At 39.9% G+C, this 19,035-nt stretch carries 20 protein-coding genes; 12 read left to right on the top strand and 8 right to left on the bottom strand.

Translation table 11 applies throughout. From position 1 onward, the window contains the following. Nucleotides 1-37: 37 nt before the first annotated feature. The 3 genes from RUH60_RS04365 to rnpA form a co-directional block, all read right to left on the bottom strand. Nucleotides 38-1,678 (bottom strand): S41 family peptidase, encoded by a 1,641-nt coding sequence (locus RUH60_RS04365; protein ID WP_313805809.1) that lies wholly within the window; start codon nucleotides 1,676-1,678, stop codon nucleotides 38-40. A gap of 4 nt (nucleotides 1,679-1,682) precedes the next feature. Beyond that, nucleotides 1,683-2,525, bottom strand: coding sequence for a DUF4349 domain-containing protein (locus tag RUH60_RS04360; protein WP_313805807.1), 843 nt, complete (start codon nucleotides 2,523-2,525; stop codon nucleotides 1,683-1,685). A gap of 62 nt (nucleotides 2,526-2,587) precedes the next feature. Next, on the bottom strand, nucleotides 2,588-2,965 hold the full coding sequence (gene rnpA, locus RUH60_RS04355) for a ribonuclease P protein component (protein WP_313805805.1): 378 nt from the start codon (nucleotides 2,963-2,965) through the stop codon (nucleotides 2,588-2,590). A 51-nt stretch (nucleotides 2,966-3,016) separates the two neighbouring features. Between rnpA and RUH60_RS04350 the strand changes: the two genes are divergently transcribed. Further along, nucleotides 3,017-3,625 (top strand): acyloxyacyl hydrolase, encoded by a 609-nt coding sequence (locus RUH60_RS04350; protein WP_313805803.1) that lies wholly within the window; start codon nucleotides 3,017-3,019, stop codon nucleotides 3,623-3,625. A 10-nt stretch (nucleotides 3,626-3,635) separates the two neighbouring features. Then, entirely contained in the window at nucleotides 3,636-4,079 is a 444-nt protein-coding gene (locus RUH60_RS04345) for a hypothetical protein (RefSeq protein ID WP_313805801.1), read from the top strand. Nucleotides 4,080-4,105: 26 nt separating this feature from the next. Here the strand turns inward: RUH60_RS04345 and RUH60_RS04340 are convergent, their stop codons facing one another. The 4 genes from RUH60_RS04340 to RUH60_RS04325 form a co-directional block, all read right to left on the bottom strand. Continuing rightward, entirely contained in the window at nucleotides 4,106-5,980 is a 1,875-nt protein-coding gene (locus RUH60_RS04340; protein ID WP_313805798.1) for a M1 family metallopeptidase, read from the bottom strand. Between the two features lie 64 nt (nucleotides 5,981-6,044). After that, entirely contained in the window at nucleotides 6,045-7,643 is a 1,599-nt protein-coding gene (locus RUH60_RS04335) for a S8 family peptidase (RefSeq protein WP_313805796.1), read from the bottom strand. Between the two features lie 239 nt (nucleotides 7,644-7,882). Continuing rightward, complete coding sequence (locus RUH60_RS04330; protein ID WP_313805794.1) at nucleotides 7,883-8,311, bottom strand: MarR family transcriptional regulator; 429 nt, start codon at nucleotides 8,309-8,311, stop codon at nucleotides 7,883-7,885. 111 nt (nucleotides 8,312-8,422) lie between these two features. Continuing rightward, on the bottom strand, nucleotides 8,423-9,280 hold the full coding sequence (locus tag RUH60_RS04325) for an MBL fold metallo-hydrolase (RefSeq protein ID WP_313805792.1): 858 nt from the start codon (nucleotides 9,278-9,280) through the stop codon (nucleotides 8,423-8,425). Nucleotides 9,281-9,455: 175 nt separating this feature from the next. On the opposite strand from RUH60_RS04325, the gene RUH60_RS04320 reads away from it, so the two are divergent. From RUH60_RS04320 to RUH60_RS04275, 10 genes are all read left to right on the top strand, one after another. Next, entirely contained in the window at nucleotides 9,456-9,785 is a 330-nt protein-coding gene (locus RUH60_RS04320) for an iron-sulfur cluster assembly accessory protein (RefSeq protein ID WP_313805790.1), read from the top strand. A gap of 14 nt (nucleotides 9,786-9,799) precedes the next feature. Further along, on the top strand, nucleotides 9,800-11,248 hold the full coding sequence (gene sufB, locus RUH60_RS04315) for a Fe-S cluster assembly protein SufB (RefSeq protein WP_313805788.1): 1,449 nt from the start codon (nucleotides 9,800-9,802) through the stop codon (nucleotides 11,246-11,248). 31 nt (nucleotides 11,249-11,279) lie between these two features. Continuing rightward, nucleotides 11,280-12,020, top strand: coding sequence for a Fe-S cluster assembly ATPase SufC (sufC, locus tag RUH60_RS04310; protein ID WP_313805786.1), 741 nt, complete (start codon nucleotides 11,280-11,282; stop codon nucleotides 12,018-12,020). A gap of 3 nt (nucleotides 12,021-12,023) precedes the next feature. Next, on the top strand, nucleotides 12,024-13,340 hold the full coding sequence (gene sufD / locus RUH60_RS04305) for a Fe-S cluster assembly protein SufD (RefSeq protein WP_313805784.1): 1,317 nt from the start codon (nucleotides 12,024-12,026) through the stop codon (nucleotides 13,338-13,340). A 135-nt stretch (nucleotides 13,341-13,475) separates the two neighbouring features. Next, nucleotides 13,476-14,690 (top strand): cysteine desulfurase, encoded by a 1,215-nt coding sequence (locus RUH60_RS04300; protein WP_313805782.1) that lies wholly within the window; start codon nucleotides 13,476-13,478, stop codon nucleotides 14,688-14,690. 12 nt (nucleotides 14,691-14,702) lie between these two features. Next, the gene (locus RUH60_RS04295; RefSeq protein WP_313805780.1) at nucleotides 14,703-15,176 is read left to right on the top strand and encodes a hypothetical protein; all 474 of its coding nucleotides are present in this window, start codon (nucleotides 14,703-14,705) and stop codon (nucleotides 15,174-15,176) included. Between the two features lies 1 nt (nucleotide 15,177). Next, nucleotides 15,178-15,600 (top strand): SufE family protein, encoded by a 423-nt coding sequence (locus RUH60_RS04290; RefSeq protein WP_313805778.1) that lies wholly within the window; start codon nucleotides 15,178-15,180, stop codon nucleotides 15,598-15,600. An 8-nt stretch (nucleotides 15,601-15,608) separates the two neighbouring features. Then, nucleotides 15,609-15,932 carry an SUF system Fe-S cluster assembly protein gene (locus RUH60_RS04285; protein ID WP_026980635.1) on the top strand — a complete coding sequence of 108 codons (324 nt, stop codon included), beginning with the start codon at nucleotides 15,609-15,611 and terminating at the stop codon, nucleotides 15,930-15,932. Between the two features lie 99 nt (nucleotides 15,933-16,031). Then, on the top strand, nucleotides 16,032-16,538 hold the full coding sequence (locus tag RUH60_RS04280; RefSeq protein ID WP_313805775.1) for a DUF2480 family protein: 507 nt from the start codon (nucleotides 16,032-16,034) through the stop codon (nucleotides 16,536-16,538). Between the two features lie 55 nt (nucleotides 16,539-16,593). Continuing rightward, nucleotides 16,594-17,502, top strand: coding sequence for a DUF3078 domain-containing protein (locus RUH60_RS04275; RefSeq protein ID WP_313805773.1), 909 nt, complete (start codon nucleotides 16,594-16,596; stop codon nucleotides 17,500-17,502). A 46-nt stretch (nucleotides 17,503-17,548) separates the two neighbouring features. On the opposite strand, the gene hflX is transcribed toward RUH60_RS04275, so the two are convergent. Next, a complete protein-coding gene (hflX, locus tag RUH60_RS04270) occupies nucleotides 17,549-18,769 on the bottom strand; it encodes a GTPase HflX (protein WP_313805771.1) in 1,221 nt (406 codons plus the stop codon). Nucleotides 18,770-19,035: the final 266 nt, after the last annotated feature.

Genomic DNA, 19,035 nt, shown 5'->3' with positions numbered 1-19,035 from the left:
TTATCATAAAAAACGGGCGACGGTCAAAATACAGCAATTATTTTTTGAGTATTTTATTGTATTCCAAAGTATTGCTCAAAACTCCCAGTGCTTTTGTAATTTCCGGGTTGCTTTTCGAATAGTAAAGGTACAAGCCTTCGCGGTATTGGTAGCGTTTGATAATTTCGTCCAGTATTAAGTTTTTGATTTCGGTTTTGTTTTTTTCCAGTTCTTTTTCTTCTGATTTATGCAGTGCAGACAACAACTGTTGGTATTCAACCGTGATGCTTTCGTCGATTTTTTCTTTTTTGGCAGCTTCCATGGTTTTTTTCAGCGCCACTTCGGTTTCGGTATCCAACTGAAAGTTTTCTTTTTTCAGGAAGGCTTTGAAATTTGCAAAATCAGTATCGGTTAGTGCAGGAATTGTCGTTCCAAGCGTCGGATTTTTATAATAATATTCCGTTACGAAATTGAAAATACCGTCGCTTTTCACCAAAGCCGAAGCTACTGTACTTTGTTTCGCTTCCGCCAATTCAATATCCGGTTGAATTCCTCCGCCATCGTATACGGTTCTGCCTTTTCGGGTTTTGAAAGCGTTGTAATTTTTAGAATCGGTGCGGGTCGCTTTACCGTCTTTGTCTTTATGGGCATAATCCAATGCTTGAATACAGCGTCCGGAAGGCGTGTAATATCTTGAAATGGTGACTTTTACTTGCGTTCCGTAGGATAAATCTAACGGACGTTGCACCAATCCTTTCCCAAAACTACGGGTTCCGATGATAACAGCGCGGTCTAAATCCTGCAATGCACCAGCCACAATTTCAGAGGCGGAAGCACTTTTTCCATCAACCAAAACCGCCAAAGGAATGTCTAAATCTACCGGTTGTTTCTGGGTTTTATAAGTATTGTTGTGTTTCTCGTTTTTCGATTTTGTCGTAACGATAATCTCGTTTTGCGGCACAAATAAGTTGCAGATGTTTACCGCTTCATGTAACAATCCGCCCGGATTGCCGCGCAAATCGAGAATAATTTTGGTGGCGCCTTCCGTTTTTAATTTTAATAATGCGTCTTTGGTTTCGGAAGAGGCTTTACTGTTGAATTGCGTCAACACGATATAACCTGTGGTTTTGTCGGATAGCATCGTGTAAAACGGCACGGCTTTCACTTCCACTTCGTCCAGAACAAGCTGTGTGCTTAGCAATTTGCCCTGGCGTTTGTATTTGATGTCAACTTTGGTGTTTTTCGCACCGCGCAATAGGGTTCCGGCATCTTCTTTAAAATCCACCAGATTCACATCGCCAATCTGAACAATTTCGTCACCCGCTTTTAATCCGGCTTTATCGGCTGGGAAGTTTTTGTACGGTTCGACGATAATCAAACGGCCTTCTTTGCGGTTAATCATCGCGCCAATTCCGGTGTATTCGCCTGTCGAGTTGATTTTAAACCGAACGACATCCTGCTCGTTGAAATAATTAGTGTACGGATCCAAATCGGCGAGCATGCTTTTGATGGCTTTGTCCATCATTTCGCCTGGATTGACTTCATCCACATAATTCTGATTCACCGTTTTGAACATGGTGGTGAATATTTCCAGCTGTTTGGCGATTTCAAAAAAATCCTGTTTAAAACTCGCGCCTACAAACAAAAATCCTCCGGCAAGTACCGGAATAATATATCTTTTTTTAAGGAATGACAACATGGTGTTAAGCCGTTTTTTTCTTCAATTTTCTTCTGATGAAAACGATCAGTACTACGAAAATAAGAATAAAAGGCCAAATATGCAGTAGCCCTAAGAAGAAAGTTGCAATATTGTTGAAGCCGTCTTGAATTGCATTCCACATTTTGCCGAAATAAGAAACTGTAGCGCCGCTTTCGGACGGATTGTTGGTGTACATTTCCAGATGAATCGTGCTCATCGAAACCTGATGTTGCAGGTATTTCATTCGGCCTTCTTTTGCTTCGATTTCTTCGCGGATATTAGAAAGTTCTCGTTCAATTTCGAGCATTTCAGAAACCTTATTGGCTTTTTTCAGAAGTTCCAAATAACGTTCTTCCAACACTTTTTTAGCTTTAACTCTTGCTTCCAAATCAACGTATTCTTCGGTGACATCCTGTGCGGAAATTTCTTTGCGGTCGAAATGTTTCACGCCTTGACTAATGTCAGCAATTACAGCGTCAAACGATGAACTCGGAATCCGAATGGTCAGATTGCGATAGGAAGAATTGTAATCTTTGCCCGAATTGTCGTTTTGGATAATCCCTTTGTGTTTGCTGACTGATTTTTGAATCGTCGCAAAGGTTTCGTTGAGGTTCTCCGTTTCAAAACGCAAGGAACCGGTTTTGATGATTTTGGATTCAATTTTTGCTTCGGATTCGCCTTCTTCAACGGCAGCAGCAGCGGAATCAACCATTTCATAGTTGGCTTCAGCTTTCATAGCCGGAGCATAGGCTTCAGTGGTTTCGGTTACAGCTTGGGAATCTTCCGCTTTCGAATTACAAGCCAACGGAATTACGAATAACGAAAAAAGAGCAACAAGAATTTTCATAAGCTTTTGGTTTTAAACCCATAACGCAAATGTGAGTCAAAAAAGTGTCTTTTATTCAGAAATTATTTATCGTTTGCAATCGCTTCGGCGAATTTTCGAAACAGATGCCCTGTCTTTTCCTGAATTTCCGAAAAAGAAAGCTTATCTTTAGTTTGATAAAGCAACATGAAAGCGTACGGTTGTGGGTTGTTTTGAAGCAAGATTTCCTTGTTTAAACGGTAAGTTTCACGCAGAACCCGCTTAAAGTAATTGCGGTCTACTGCTTTTTTGAAGTATTTTTTAGAAACGGAAACCCCGATTTTTATTTGCGAATCCGAATCAGGAACAGGAACATAAACCAAACGCAACGGAAATTTAGACACCGATTTTCCTTCGGAAAAAAGTAAGTCAATAGTCGTTTTGCTTTTCAGCTTTTCGTGTTTTGGGTAAGTGTTTTCCATTGTTGCGGCAAAGGTACAAAGTTTTTGTCGGAGTAATCAAACCAATCGAAGATGAAGGTTTTAAAATATTTTGTTTTTTGGTTTGTCTTTCAGCCATCATTTGCACAAGAAGGAGAGAAGTCTTTTCGTTTGGGTTTAGGTTTCGGATTTGGTGATGAAATCCGGGAGAAGGATTATTCGCTTGCCAATCAGTTTGTGAAAGTACACCTGCAACGTCATGTAAAGAAGATCAAAGGGTTTGATTTCTCAGTAGTTTTGGAACCAGAGATTAATTTCTCACGACATCAACTATTGAATCTGTATTTTGTAGAACCTCATGAAAGTAATTATGAAGCGCTACGGAATGAATTTGGTAAATACAAAACGATGCATCAGTATGTTTTGAACGTTGGAATTAAGGTTGAAAAAGCCATTAGTAAGTCATTCAACATTTATCTTTTGGGCAGTGTTGGGTCAATGTTGACGGATACTGAAACGGAACGGCTGACCAAAGGTTTTGCGTTTTCAGATGTGATAGCTTTAGGATTCAGTTTAATATCGGATGGAATTCATTTTGACTTGCGTCCTAGTTTACGACACGTTTCCAACGGTGGTTTGCAACCTTCCAATGCCGGATTGAATTCTAAAAACCTTGAAGTGGTACTGACTTTACCTTTATAAAACTTGTATTATGAGTTTATTTTCGAAATTTTTCATATTCGGATTCACCATGTTTCTTTTATCTTGTTCAAGTGGTAAAACGGACGAATTTGCTTCCAGGAGTCAGTTAAAATGTATTACACGACTGATTGAGAAAGATGATAAGATTGGAAAAATCCGCAACAAGCAATGCGAAACCCTTTCCTTGAGTCAGACCATTTTGAACTATACCGAAGCCATGAAAAGTATTTCTGCTGACGCTTGTCCGGATGCGTTTGTTGTGGCATACGAATCTCATCGAAAAGCCTGGATCGACATGCTTCCGATTACGGATCAATTTCCGGCGATGCGAGGCGAAATGCATGTGCTTTTCAAACAGTTGGAGCAAAGTGACGCTTCCGTTGCTTTTAAAAAACAGTTGGCCAAAATTTGGGCTACTTGGGCGGAAGTGGAAAAGTTTGTGCCCAAAAAATAAAGCTGCCTTTTCAGACAGCTTTGGTTTTATTTCTTGTAAATATTGTTGGCTTTGTTGATGTCTGCCATCAGTTCCGTTGGGTCGATGACAATTACTTTGATAGCCGATTTTGGTTTTTTGAGTGTAATGTCAAAAGTAGGGAAGGCCCAATCCCAAGCATCGGTTACAGTTCGTTTGATGTTCGGAAACGGATTGTCTTTTGTCCAACGCATCAAAGTTTGTGGTACATAAATACTTTCCATTGAATCATCTTCATAAACCACCAAAAATTCAACAGGCATTGGCATTCTTCCGATGCGTTCCAAAGTGATTTTAGTGTCTGCACCACTTTCTTCCACAGCTTTGATACCGTAGTCGATGGTGTTGGTGGTTTGCGTCCATTCGGTTAGATACCAGTCTAAATTCGCTCCCGTAACGCGTTCCGCTGTTTTTTTGATGTCGTTTGGCGTCGGATGCGTGAACTTATAATCGGAATAATAGCGTTTTAATGTTTTTAAAAGATTTTCCTTTCCGATGAGGTATTCCAACTGCGATAAAAAGATATTTCCTTTGCTGTACGCCTGAATGCTGTACGGACGGTTTTCGTCGTAACGGTCAGCGTGTGTGCCTTGCGGTTGTTCTTTCCCCGATTTGACTAACGATAAATAACCGGCGTAGGAATCTTTATGCGGATTGTCCACTTTATTTTCGGCAATTTCGTTCAAGCCATAGTTTTCCAGCCAAGTGGTGAAACCTTCATCCATCCAGCTGTGTTTCGCTTCATTGGTCGCCAAAACGTGTTGGAACCATGAGTGGGCCATTTCGTGAGCGGTTACGCCCAATAAGCCGTCGAATGTGCCTTCGCCTAAAATTAAAGTACACATAGCATATTCCATACCGCCATCGCCGCCTTGAATCACGGAATATTGTTGGTAAGGATATTTTCCAACCGTTTTGTTGTAGACAGAAAGTAATTGTGCAGTTTTTGGCTGCAATTTTTTCCAGTTTTCCAGAATTTCCGGTTTGTTTTTGTATAAGAAATGCAGGGTTACACCTTCTTCCGTTTGTAATTTGTCGTGGATGTAATTTTTATCGGCTGCCCAAGTAAAATCATGTACGTTTGGCGCTACAAAATGCCAAGTTAAGGTTTTCTGTTTTTTCGGAATAGTAACTTTTATGCCTTCCTCCTGATAATTATACCCGATTTGGTTGCCGTTTTGCAGATAACCCGAACCACCTAAAACATAGTTTTTATCAATGGTAATTTTTACGTCGAAATTCCCCCAAACGCCATGAAATTCACGTCCGATGTACGGATCGGCCTGCCAACCTTCGAAATCGTATTCGGCTAATTTCGGATACCATTGCGCCATTGACAATTCCACCCCTTCTTTGTTATTGCGTCCAGAACGACGAATCTGAACCGGCACCTGTCCGTCAAAATCTAATGTAAACGTTGTGGAAGCTTTTGGTAATAAAGGTTTAGCCAGAGTCACTTCTAAAATAGTTCCAACGGTTTTGTTGGTGGCTGCAATTCCGTCTTGTTTGAAGTTTGTAATTTTTAAATAGCCGATTTCGTTCGGTTTTAAGGAGGCAATTCGGCTTTCTTTTACTTCTTTGTCGCCTACTTTTACTTTGGTCACCATGCGGCCATCCGGATCTTTGATGGTTTTCAAGCGAGCATCCATCGCACTCCCGGGTTGGAAAGCGTTGTTGAACAAATGATAGTACACGCGACGTAAGGTATCCGGCGAATTGTTGGTGTATAACAAAGTTTGTTTTCCTTTGTATTGGTAGGTTTTCACATCCATGGAAACGTCCATTTTGTAATCAGCGTGTTGCTGCCAATAACCAGGATTTGGGTTGTTTTGCGCGAACAATCCGAAAGAAATGCTCAGCGTCAGTAAAAAGTATTTTTTCATTAGTAGTTAAATAAAAAGGAAGGGAAAAATCCCTTCCGAATTATACATCAGTAGCCAAAGATACTTATTTTTTTGCCATCTGCTCTGCCATTAACAAAGCATTATAAGCATTTACAATTTTCCCTGATTTTGAGGTATCATTGAATCCTTTCACATCTTTCGCCTCACCAACAGTAACTTTTTGCGTTAAGGTTGTTCCGGAATCCATCATGATTTTCTTCACCTGAGCCGCCGTCAAACTTGGATAGTACGAACGGATTAACGCCGCAACACCAGCTGCATTCGGAGAAGCCATCGACGTTCCCTGTAAATACTGGTACGTATTACTTGGCGTAGTTGCGTAAATTTCTTCACCTGGAGCGTAAATGTCTACACTGGTTTTTCCGTAGTTAGAGAAACCGGCTACCATTTCAGAACCGTAATGTGGTGTGATTGCCCCAATAATCAGTACGTTGTCTGTTACTTCCGGTTGTCCGTTGTACGAATCTGTCGGATATTTGTTGATAACATCTAAATCGTAAGAATCATTTCCGGCAGCGAAAATTACTAACACATCTTTTGAAGCGGCATATTTAATCGCATCGTGCACCCACTCCGGATGTGTGGAATAGTATTTTCCGAAACTACCGTTGATGACTTTCGCGCCATTATCAGCGGCATAACGAATTGCTAAAGCAATATCTTTATCGTATTCGTCACCGTCTGGAACTGCTCGCAATGCCATGATTTTTACATTGTTGCTGGCTACACCGTCGCCTCCTTTGTTATTGCTTCGGGTTTGAGCGATGATACCGGCTACGTGTGTTCCGTGTTTGGCGCCTTTTTTCTCAGGACCGATTACGTTGTTGTTACCGTATTTTTTATCGTTGATATCGTTCGGATTGTCTCCAACTGCTTTTCTTCCGTCGAATTCCAAGTTCAGATGGTAATTCAACTGACCGTAAATATGATCTTTAAATTCACCAATTTCTTTGTCGAATTCTTCTTTCGAAGTTTGGGATAAAATCTGCATCATCATGCCTTTGTATTGCAACAAAGTCTGATCGGTAGTTTCGATTTTCTTCACATCCTCCAAAGTGTAATTTTTCTTTTTCAAATGGTCGGCAATGGCTTTGTCTCCTGCCATGATAAAATCTACTTGCATTTTACCTTGATTGGCTTCCGCCATATCTTTTTCATGCTCAGCTTTTGCTTTCAAATATGTAGCCGAACCATCGTTGCCTTTTTTCAGAATACGAACATACTCCATGTTTTCGTGATCGGAATCACCTAAGAAGTTCCAACCGTGAACATCATCCACATAACCATTGTTGTCGTCGTCTTTTTTGTTGCCGGCAATTTCTTTCGGGTTATTCCAGATGGCTGGTTTCAAATCTTCGTGTTCGATATCAATACCGGAATCCACAACACCAACGATAACGGTACTTCCTTTTTTTCCTTTTAATAGCTGTGAATAGGCTTTGTCAACGCTCATTCCTGGAATGGTGTCTTTTCCTAAGTCTAAGTGACTCCAGCGTTTTAAATCTTTATCGGCGATTTTGCCAACTTTGATTGGCATATTATCAATATTTTCAGCCGGTGTGGTTACCATTTTCTGAGTTCCGCAACTAGCTAGGGCTAAGGCTAAAGCAGCACATAAATAATAAGGTTTAAACATGTTCATACGCATTTTTATTTTGAGATTAGTCGTAACATTTTCAATATGTTACAAGTTTTGTACCAAAACTGTTTTAGGTTATAGCAATATACTATTTTTAATCGGTAAAGATTAGCAGAAGAAAGAAAAAGCTATACTCCTTAAATGAAGATATAGCTGATAGCGGAAATCACAATTGTGATAAGAAGTAAAACAAGCTTAATCATAACAGTTCGTTTTTTGATTGATGATTTTGATTGATGATACTATTTACAGTTCTTGATGATTTGCTGCAAGACTTTGTCGGCAATTTCGAGTTCATTAGCATCGATGCCTTTTAAAGCTACGCTTCGGTTCTGCAACACAATTTCCTGAACGTCTTTTATAATTTTTTCTCCCTTTTTAGTGACGTGCAGCATAAATTTCCTGCGGTCAACCGGGTTGATTTCCTTCTCCAAGTATTCGGCTTTGATTAATAAATCGATAATTCGGGTTACCGATGCATTGTCCTTAAAAACCAAAGCACTCAATTCATGTTGGGTAATGGTTGGGTTTTCCAAAATGGATTTGATTACCAGCCATTGGTCAATCGTAATCTTAAAACCGTGTTCCCGTAATTTTTTCTGCGCATACATTCGGTACAAACGAATACTGTGATCGATGTTGTAAAAAATGATGTTGTTTAATTTCTCCACGACTTTTATTTAATCAAATGTACAAAGGATTTTGAAATAATTGATATATCAAATAAATATTAATATAAAATTAACAGCACACTAATTTATAGAATGAAAAACAGTTACAATTTACAAAATATCTTCACAACGAAACACTTCTTTTAAGCGAACGCCTTTTTCGGTTTGCTCCACCGTAACAATTTGATTGTGAGCATCGTGTTCCAGCCACAAAAAGTAGTTGTTATCAGCAGCAGCATGCAAAAATTTAGTTTTTTCAGGCATGGTCAGTAACGGACGCGTATCATAACCCATCACATACGGAATCGGAATATGTCCCGCCGTCGCCAATAAATCTGCACAAAAAACAATTGTTTTTCCGTTGTAGTTGATGTGCGGAATCATTTGTTTTTCGGTATGGCCATCGACATAGAAAATGTCAAAATTTAATTCTTTTGAAACTCCAAAATCGGTATCCGGACGGTTGATGAACTTCAGCTGCCCGCTTTCCTGCATCGGCAAAATATTTTCAGCAAGGAAAGACGCTTTTTCACGCGGATTCGGTTTCGTCGCCCATTTCCAATGGTTTTCGTTGGTCCAGAAAGTAGCGTTTTTGAAAGCTACTTCGTAGCCGGTTCGGTCGTTGTTCCATATCACACTTCCGCCGCAATGGTCGAAATGCAAATGCGTCATGAATACATCAGTAATATCATCGCGATGAAAACCATGATTCGCCAAGGATTTGTCTAACGAATGATCGCCCCAAAGCGAATAATAGCCAAAAAACTTCTCAGATTGCTTGTTGCCCATGCCGGTATCAATCAAAATCAGGCGGTTGCCGTCTTCAATTAGCATGCAGCGTGCAGCGATATCGATTAAATTGTTGGCGTCGGCCGGATTGGTTTTGCTCCAGATGGTTTTCGGCACAACTCCGAACATGGCACCACCGTCTAATTTGAAGTTTCCGGATTCTATCGGGTAAATTTTCATGATTTGTGTTCTAAAAATGTGTTGGCAAATTACTAAATCTTAAGGGAATTCGCAATCTAAATCCCTTGATAAGAAAAGACTATGCCTGAATAAGTTATAAAAATGTTAGTAGTTAGGTAATAACCGTTTTATGTAATATCTTTGCACTAAATTAGAATTAATCTGTTTTAACGTTATGATTAAAGTTTCAGAAAGCGCTAAAAAGCGTATTGCACTTTTGATGGAGGATGACGGCTTCAATTCAGTTACCGATTACGTTCGTGTGGGCGTGAAAAGCGGCGGTTGTTCCGGTTTGTCGTATGATTTGAAGTTTGACAAAGCTTTAGGTGAAGATGATAAAGTGTTCGAAGACAACGATATAAAAATTGCCGTAGACAAAAAAAGCTTCCTGTATTTGGTGGGAACCACTTTAGAATATTCCGGAGGATTGAACGGAAAAGGATTTGTATTTAACAATCCGAATGCACAGAGAACCTGCGGTTGCGGAGAATCTTTCTCTTTATAATTTAAATTTCAACAATGTCAAAGTATACAGAAGACGATTTAAAAGTCGAACTCGAAAACAAAGAATACGAGTACGGTTTTTATACGGATATTGAATCGGAAACGTTTCCTGCGGGATTAAACGAAGATATTGTTCGTGCCATTTCCAAAAAGAAAAACGAGCCGGAATGGATGACCGAATGGCGTTTGGAAGCTTTCCGCGCCTGGACCGAAATGGAAGAGCCGGATTGGGCGAACGTACATTACGAAAAACCTGATTTTCAAGCGATTTCCTACTATTCGGCACCGAAGAAAAAAGACAAATACGAAAGTTTGGATGAGGTTGATCCGGAATTACTGGAAACCTTCAAAAAACTAGGGATTTCCATAGATGAGCAAAAGAAACTGGCAGGTGTTGCGGTAGATATCGTAATGGATTCGGTTTCGGTTGCCACAACTTTCAAGAAAACCTTAGCGGAAAAAGGCATTATTTTCTGCTCAATTTCCGAAGCGATTCAGGAACATCCGGAATTGGTGAAAAAGCACCTAGGAACGGTTGTGCCACAGAAAGATAATTTCTACGCGGCTTTGAATTCGGCAGTTTTCTCTGATGGGTCCTTCTGTTATATTCCGAAAGGCGTTCGTTGCCCGATGGAATTATCAACCTATTTCCGTATCAACCAAGGCGGAACCGGACAGTTCGAAAGAACGTTAGTTATTGCCGATGAAGGAAGCTACGTTTCCTATTTAGAAGGATGTACTGCACCAAGTCGTGACGAAAACCAATTACACGCCGCTGTGGTAGAGCTAATCGCTTTAGACGATGCGGAAATCAAATATTCAACCGTACAAAACTGGTATCCAGGAAATAAAGAAGGAAAAGGCGGGGTTTTCAACTTCGTGACCAAAAGAGGTTTGTGTGAGAAAAATGCAAAAATCTCTTGGACGCAGGTAGAAACCGGTTCTGCTGTAACCTGGAAATATCCATCATGTGTATTGAAAGGCGACAATTCAATCGGAGAATTCTACTCGATTGCCGTAACCAATAATTTTCAACAAGCCGATACCGGAACGAAAATGATTCATTTGGGTAAAAACACCAAATCGACCATTATTTCCAAAGGGATTTCTGCCGGAAAATCGCAAAACAGCTACCGTGGTTTGGTTCAGATTTCATCCAGAGCCGAAAACGCGCGTAACTTCTCGCAATGTGACTCGTTATTAATGGGAAACAATTGTGGAGCGCACACATTTCCGTACATCGAATCGAAAAACACAACAGCCAAAATCGAGCACGAAGCAACGACTTCTAAAATTGGAGAAGATCAGGTGTTTTATTGCAACCAACGTGGTATCCCAACCGAAAAAGCCATCGCGCTAATCGTAAACGGATTCAGTAAAGACGTGTTGAACAAGTTGCCAATGGAATTTGCTGTGGAAGCACAGAAATTGTTGGAGATTTCGTTAGAAGGTTCGGTTGGATAATCATTACAAAAATTAATAAGAAAGCGATAGCATGTTAACTATAAAGAATTTGCATGCCTCAGTAGAGGACAAAGAAATATTAAAAGGAATCAACCTTGAAGTAAAAGCGGGAGAAGTACACGCGATTATGGGACCGAATGGTGCTGGGAAATCGACCTTATCTTCCATCATTGCCGGAAACGAATCGTACGAAGTAACCGATGGCGAAATCATCCTTGACGGAGAGGAAATCTCTGAATTGGCTCCGGAAGAAAGAGCGCACAAAGGCGTATTCTTATCGTTCCAATATCCGGTGGAAATCCCAGGAGTTTCGGTAACGAACTTCATGAAAACTGCGCTTAATGAAAGTCGTAAAGCCAGAGGTGAAGAGGAAATGCCGGCGAATGAAATGTTGAAGTTAATCCGTGAGAAATCCGAATTATTGGAAATCGACCGTAAATTCTTGTCGCGTTCTTTAAACGAAGGATTTTCCGGAGGAGAGAAGAAACGTAACGAAATCTTCCAAATGGCGATGCTAAACCCGAAATTGGCGATTTTAGATGAAACCGATTCAGGATTAGACATCGATGCGCTTCGTATCGTTGCCAATGGTGTCAATAAATTAAAAAGTCAAGACAATGCGGTGGTGGTAATTACGCACTACCAGCGTTTGTTGGATTATATTGTTCCGGATTTCGTACACGTGTTGATGGACGGAAAAATCATTAAATCGGGCGGTAAAGAATTGGCGCTTGAGTTAGAAGAAAAAGGATACGACTGGTTAAAAAGCTAAACAATGGAATTGAAAGACAAACTGATTTCATCGTTCATGGCTTTTGAAGAAAAAGTCGACGTCGGTACTGAACTGCACGACCTTCGCACCGAAGCCTTAAAAAACTTTGAAACAAAAGGATTCCCAACCAAAAAAGAGGAAGCCTGGAAATATACTTCGCTGAATGCCGTTTTGAAGAACGATTTCAGCATCTTTCCTAAAAAGGAAAACAACATCGACATTAAAGATGTGAAAAAATACTTCCTGAACGATATCGATACTTACAAAGTGATCTTTATCGACGGGATTTTCAGTACGTTTTTATCGTCCACTACGCATGATGGATTGGATGTTTGTTTGATGTCTTCGGCATTGACCAAACCCAAGTATAAAATGGTGATTGATACGTATTTCAACCAAGTAGCCAACAAAGAAGAAAGTTTGACGTCTTTGAATACGGCTTTCGCTTACGAAGGAGCTTATATCAACATCCCGAAAAGCAAAGTGGTGGAAAAACCAATCGAAATCATCTATTTCTCGACCGGAAAAGAAGATGCATTGATGGTGCAACCTAGAAATTTAGTAATTGTTGGGGAAAACGCACACGTACAAATCGTGGAGCGTCATCAGAGTTTGAACAACAATCCGGTACTGACGAATTCGGTTACTGAAATTTTTGCACAAAAACGCGCGATTGTCGATTATTACAAAATACAAAACGACGAGCAAACCGCGAATTTGATCGACAACACTTATATTTCCCAGAAACAGGAAAGCCGTGTTGCGGTGCATACGTTCTCTTTCGGAGGAAACTTAACGCGTAACAACCTGAATTTCTACCATCACGGGGAACGAATTGATTCTACGCTGAAAGGAATTACCATCATCGGCGACAAACAACACGTCGATCATTATACCTTAGTGAATCACGAACAACCGAACTGCGAAAGCCACCAGAACTATAAAACGATTCTGGACGGACAATCGACAGGCGTGTTCAACGGTAAAATCTTCGTGGAGAAAGAAGCGCAGAAAACCGACGCGTTCCAGCAGAACAATAACATTTTGCTAAGCGAGAAAGCGACCATCAACGCGAAACCGCAATTGGAAATTTTTGCAGACGATGTGAAATGTTCTCACGGATGTACGATTGGTCAGTTGGATGACAACGCGATGTTCTACATGCAACAACGCGGAATTCCAAAAAAAGAAGCAAAAGCGCTGTTGATGTATGCGTTTACCAGCGAAGTGACCGCGAGTATCAAAATACCGGAATTAAAGGCGAAAATTGCCAAAATCATCGCTACGAAGCTAAATGTGAACATGGGCTTTGATTTGTAAAATATAAGATTAAAAAAACCGTCACTTTGGCGGTTTTTTTAGTATTAGAAACTGCCTGAAGAATGATATTTTATCATTTATTTATATCAATTTCAGATAACAAGCCGTAAATTTGCCAAAATTAGAAGTACGAAAATGTTTGATGTTCAAAAAGTAAGAGCACAATTCCCAATATTGTCCCAAAGTGTAAACGGAAAACCGTTAATTTATTTCGATAATGGCGCTACTGCACAAAAACCGCGAGTGGTTATTGATGCAATTGCTCAGTATTACAGTGAAATCAATGCGAATATCCATCGTGGTGTTCACACGTTGAGTCAATTGGCTACGGATGCCTATGAAGTGGCGCGTAACACGATTCAAAACCATTTGAATGCGCAACACAATCACGAAATCATTTTTACCTCCGGAACTACGGCAGGAATCAATTTGGTTGCGAACGGCTTTGCTAAATTTGTTAAGGAAGGTGATGAGGTGATGGTTTCGGCTTTGGAACATCACAGTAACATTGTGCCTTGGCAGTTTTTGTGTGAAAAAACCGGAGCGAAATTAGTGGTAATTCCCATGAATGAGAAAGGGGAATTGATAATGGGAGAATTTGAAAAATTACTTTCAACTAAAACCAAAATCGTTGCTGTCAATCATATTTCCAATGCGTTGGGAACCATCAATCCGATCAAACAGATTATTGTAAAAGCCCATAAAGTTGGCGCAGCGGTTTTAATCGACGGCGCTCAGGCTACACCGCATTTACGTCCAAATGTACAGGAATTGGATTGTGATTTCTACGTGTTTTCCGGCCATAAAGTATGCGGACCAACCGGAGTAGGGATTTTATACGGAAAAGAAAACTGGTTAAACCAATTGCCGCCCTATCAAGGAGGTGGCGAAATGATCAAAGAAGTAACCTTCGAAAAAACGACTTATGCCGATTTGCCTCATAAATTTGAAGCAGGAACGCCCAATATTGCCGGCGGTATCGTTTTAGGAACAGCTATTGATTATTTGAACGGCATCGGATTTGACAACATCGCCAGTTACGAGCAAGAATTGTTAGCCTATGCTACCGAAAAATTGCTACAAATAGAAGGATTACAAATCTTCGGAACCAGTGACAACAAGGCTTCGGTAATTTCCTTCAACATCGATGGCATTCATCCGTACGACATTGGCACAATTATCGATAAGTTAGGAGTAGCGGTCAGAACCGGTCATCATTGTGCGCAACCTATCATGAATTATTTCAATATTCCGGGAACCATACGAGCGAGTTTTGCGTTCTACAATACCAAGGAAGAAATTGATATCTTTGTGGAAGCGGTTAAAAAAGCCCAAATGATGTTATCCTAAAACCTAGAAATCATGAAAGTATTTACATTACTAGCTTCAGTTATTGTAACGCTTAGCAGTTGCAATTGTCAGAAAACAGCAGCTGAAGAAAAGGAGTTGGCTTCGAAAGCGGTTAACATGCAGGAAAAGTCAATTTCAACATTAGAATATGAGCTAAACACAAGAGGCTTTTATCGAAAAACGACTATAGCTGATAAGAAAGCTTGGGTAATTCCGGTACGTGATGGAAAAGCGGTTGAGGTTGCGATAAGTGATGCGGATTGGAACGAACTGAACGTTTTGTTTCAAACGGTAAATAAAGAAGGTTTGGCGAATTTGAAAGCCCCAACGGAAAAGCGTTTTTATGATGGTGCGCCTATGGCTAATTTCAGAGTAATCACCAAAGAAAGAACCTATGAATCTGCTACATTTGATGGAGGATATCCGCCGGCAGAAATTGAAAAAATAGTAAATAAAATTATTGCCATAGGCAGTAAAGTTGAATAAGATGACCATAAAAGCCATACAAGAAGAAATAGTAGACGAGTTTTCGATGTTCGACGACTGGATGCAGCGCTATGAATACATCATCGAGTTGGGAAAGAGTTTACCAATAATTGACGAACAATATAAAACCGAAGACAACATCATCAAAGGCTGTCAGTCGAAGGTATGGGTACATGCAGAAGAACAAAACGGCAACGTGGTTTTTACCGCCGACAGCGATGCGATTTTGACCAAAGGGATTATTGCGATTTTAATCCGAGCGTTTTCCAATCAGTCACCGAAAGCGATTTTGGAAGCCGATACTGATTTTGTGGATGAAATCGGTTTGAAAGAACATTTGTCGCCTACCCGCGCCAACGGATTGGTATCTATGATTAAACAAATTAAAATGTACGCTTTGGCTTTTCAGGCTAAGGCAGAATAAGAATTACAATGGAAGAATTTAACGACACCATCAATTTAGGAGAAGACGTAGTAAAAGTGCTGAAAGGCATTTACGATCCGGAAATTCCTGTTGACATATACGAATTAGGGTTGATTTACGACGTGATGATCAACGAAGACAACGATGTAAAAATCTTAATGACTTTAACTTCACCGAACTGTCCGGTAGCCGAAACTTTACCGCAGGAAGTGGAAGAAAAAATCAAATCGATTGACGCCGTAAAATCGTGCGAAGTGGAAATCACTTTCGATCCGCCTTGGAGCAAAGATTTGATGAGTGAAGAAGCCAAATTGGAATTAGGAATGCTTTAATTTCAGTAAGCAGTTTTTAGTATTCAGTAAGCAGTTCTCTTAAGGAGAAGAATTGCTATCAACTACAGAATACTGACCACAGAATACTGACCACTAACTATGGACGAAATCGTAAACCGTGTAGCCAACAGTGCCTTAAAAGTATTTGATTTGGAAGATTATTTTCCGAAGCAGAAGATTATTGCATTAGACATATCGCAATGGCTTTTTGGTGGATTCATTCTAAAGGAAACCGAATTCCGTGACAGTTTAAAACAACACGACTGGACACAATACCAGAACAGTTATGTTGCTTTGTACTGTTCCGAAGATGCGATATTGCCGGCTTGGGCCTATACTTTGGTTTCGGTTTACTTGCAGCCAAACGCTTTAAAAGTGGTGAATGGCACTTCTAAGGAGTTGTTGCTTTCGTATTATCAGGATGTTCTGAATCAATTGGATTATTCCGAATTTCAAGATAAGCCGGTTATTTTAAAAGGCTGTTCTAATAAACCGGTTCCTCAAGAAGCGTATGTTTTGGCGACTCAAAAACTGATGGGATTTGCTAAAAGCATCATGTTTGGCGAAGCTTGTTCGTCGGTGCCACTTTTCAAACGAAAACAGTAAATCGGTCTATTTCTCAGAAATTTCGTTACTTTGTAACAAATTAAAAAGGATAGAGATGAGAAAAATTGTTTTTGCTTTGGTTTGCTCCTTCGGATTATGGAATGCAAACGCACAAGACACGGAGAAGGAAAATCTGAAAAAGAACGAAGAAGCCATTAAAAAAGCGGGAGAAGAACGTCCTAACGGATGGCTTAAAAAAGGAAACTTTACACTTTTAGCTAGTCAATCTTCATTTGACAACTGGTTAGCGGGTGGACAGGACAATTTTGCCGGTAACGCGAGTTTGAACTACGATCTTAACTACAAAGATTCTACCTGGACTTGGGACAACAAGTTCATCGCGGCTTATGGTATTACTAAAATCAAAGGCGCTGATACCCAAAAAACAGACGATAGAATTGAAATCAACTCGTTAGCGGGGCGTAAAGCATTCGGGAAATATTGGTATTACTCGATGTTTTTTAACTTCAAAACCCAAATGGATGCCGGTGTAGATCCTGTGGATAAGGTAACAACCATTTCGCACTTCTTTTCACCAGCTTATTTTCAGGCGGGACCCGGTTTGTTGTGGAAGAAAAGCGACAACTTAAAAGTAAACATCGCTCCGGCTACCTCGAAACTGATTGTAGTTCACGGACACTTTACGGATGGGCTTCCTGATGGAGTAACCTATTTCGGGGTTAAAGGAAACGAAACTACACGTTACGAATTTGGAGCGGCGTTGAACGGCTATTACAAATTCAATATCATGGAAAATGTTTCGGTGGAAAACATCTTGAACTTGTATTCTAATTATTTAGAAGATCCTCAAAACGTAGATTTGGACTATCAGTTGAACATTGTGATGAAAATCAACAAGTATTTGACAACGAATTTTGCATTCCAGACGATTTATGACGACAATGCCTTCCGAGGGTTTCAAACGCGTCAGGTTATCGGTTTAGGATTCAACTACGGATTCTAATCTGAATATTATAAAAGTAAAAGCCCAACTTTCAGTTGGGCTTTTTTTATTCGTTATCAACGGCATCTTTATAATCGGGATATAAAAACTTATTGTACGGAAAACGCGTAATGTGAATTTCACGCACGGCTTCGTATACTTTTTCACGGAATTCTTCAAAATTCTGTTTGTTGGTTGCCGAAATGAATAAGGTTTTGTTTTCACCTACTTTCGACATCCAGGTATTTTTCCATTCGTCTAAGGTGTAATGCTTGGTCGTTTTTTCTTCCGGAAATTCTTCAGAAAGATGCAAATGTTTGTACGCATCGATTTTATTGAACACCATGATGGTGGGCTTATCATCACTTTTAATGTCTTTTAAAATCTGATTCACCGATTCAATATGGTCTTCAAAATCCGGATGGGAAATATCAACGACATGCAACAATAAATCAGCTTCGCGAACTTCATCCAAAGTACTTTTGAAGGATTCGACTAACTGAGTTGGTAATTTTCGGATGAAACCTACCGTATCGGAAAGTAAAAAAGGCAAATTCTTAATCACCACTTTACGGACGGTCGTGTCGAGTGTTGCGAACAATTTGTTTTCCACAAAAACATCGCTTTTCCCAACTGCATTCATCAAAGTTGATTTCCCAACATTAGTATAACCAACCAAAGCCACACGAACCATGGCGCCACGGTTGCTGCGCTGTACTGCCATTTGCTTGTCGATGGTTTTGATTTTGTCTTTCAGTAAGGCGATTCGGTCGCGAACAATACGGCGGTCGGTTTCGATTTCCGTTTCTCCAGGACCACGCATTCCGATACCTCCACGCTGACGTTCTAAGTGTGTCCACATTCCCGTTAGCCTCGGAAGTAAGTATTGACATTGTGCCAACTCGACTTGGGTTCTGGCATAAGACGTTTCTGCTCGTTGGGCAAAAATGTCCAAAATCAAGTTGGTTCGGTCTAAAACTTTGCAATCTAATTCCCGAGTGATGTTTTTTTGCTGGGCCGGAGACAATTCGTCGTCAAAAATAACGGTGCTTACTTCGTTCTCCTTAATATAAACATTGATTTCCTCCAATTTTCCCGTTCCCACAAAAGTTTTTGGGTTGGGTTTGTCCATTTTTTGAGAGAAGCGTTTGATTACTTCGCCGCCAGCGGTAAACGTAAGAAACTCTAATTCATCAAGATACTCGTTTAGTTTGTCTTCATTTTGAAGTTGCGTAACGATTCCTACAATTACAGTTTTCTCAAAATTATGTGATTCTTTTTCTAACATTCTTTACAATTGATTTGCAAAAATAGGAATAAAATATAAGTAAAATAAATTCAAATTAGAGAGTAGATTTATGAAAAATAGAAACAAATGGTCGATTTTTTGTGAATTTTAACAGACAGTGTTAACAAATCGCTAAATTTCATTTATATTTGACAATTATACATACAACAAACCTAAATACTAATTATGAAAAAAATTACATTGTTAATTTTACTGTCATTATTTTCCATGCTTGGTTATGGCCAGTTTTCGGAGAATTTTGATTC

This window comes from Flavobacterium sp., from assembly GCF_032153895.1.
Taxonomy (GTDB): Bacteria; Bacteroidota; Bacteroidia; order Flavobacteriales; family Flavobacteriaceae; genus Flavobacterium.
Note: the sequence above shows the minus strand (reverse complement) of the source record. Positions and strands in the feature narration are given on the sequence as shown.